The following is a 359-nucleotide window of genomic DNA, read 5'->3' on the forward strand; positions in this document are numbered from 1 at the left end:
AGGTGAAGAAACAGAAAACCCAGGTGGAGAGACAGAGAAACCGGGTGAAGAAACAGAAAACCCAGGTGAAGAAACAGAAAACCCAGGTGGAGAGACAGAGAAACCGGGTGAAGAAACAGAAAACCCAGGTGAAGAAACAGAGAAGCCAGGTGGAGAAACAGAAAACCCAGGTGAAGAAACAGAGAAACCGGGTGAAGAAACAGAGAAGCCAGGTGGAGAAACAGAAAACCCAGGTGAAGAAACAGAGAAGCCAGGTGAAGGAACAGAAAAACCAGGTGAAGAAACAGAGAAACCGGGTGAAGAAACAGAGAAGCCAGGTGAAGAAACAGAGAAGCCAGGTGAGGAAACAGAGAAACCGG

At 47.6% G+C, this 359-nt stretch carries 1 protein-coding gene; it reads left to right on the forward strand.

Features of this window, described 5'->3' with window-relative positions; genetic code table 11:
• A partial coding sequence (locus tag FS742_RS28040; RefSeq protein WP_260869668.1) for a hypothetical protein occupies positions 1-359 on the forward strand: 359 nt, incomplete at both ends.

It is taken from the genome of Bacillus cereus (assembly GCF_007678085.1).
GTDB lineage: Bacteria > Bacillota > Bacilli > Bacillales > Bacillaceae_G > Bacillus_A > Bacillus_A cereus_BE.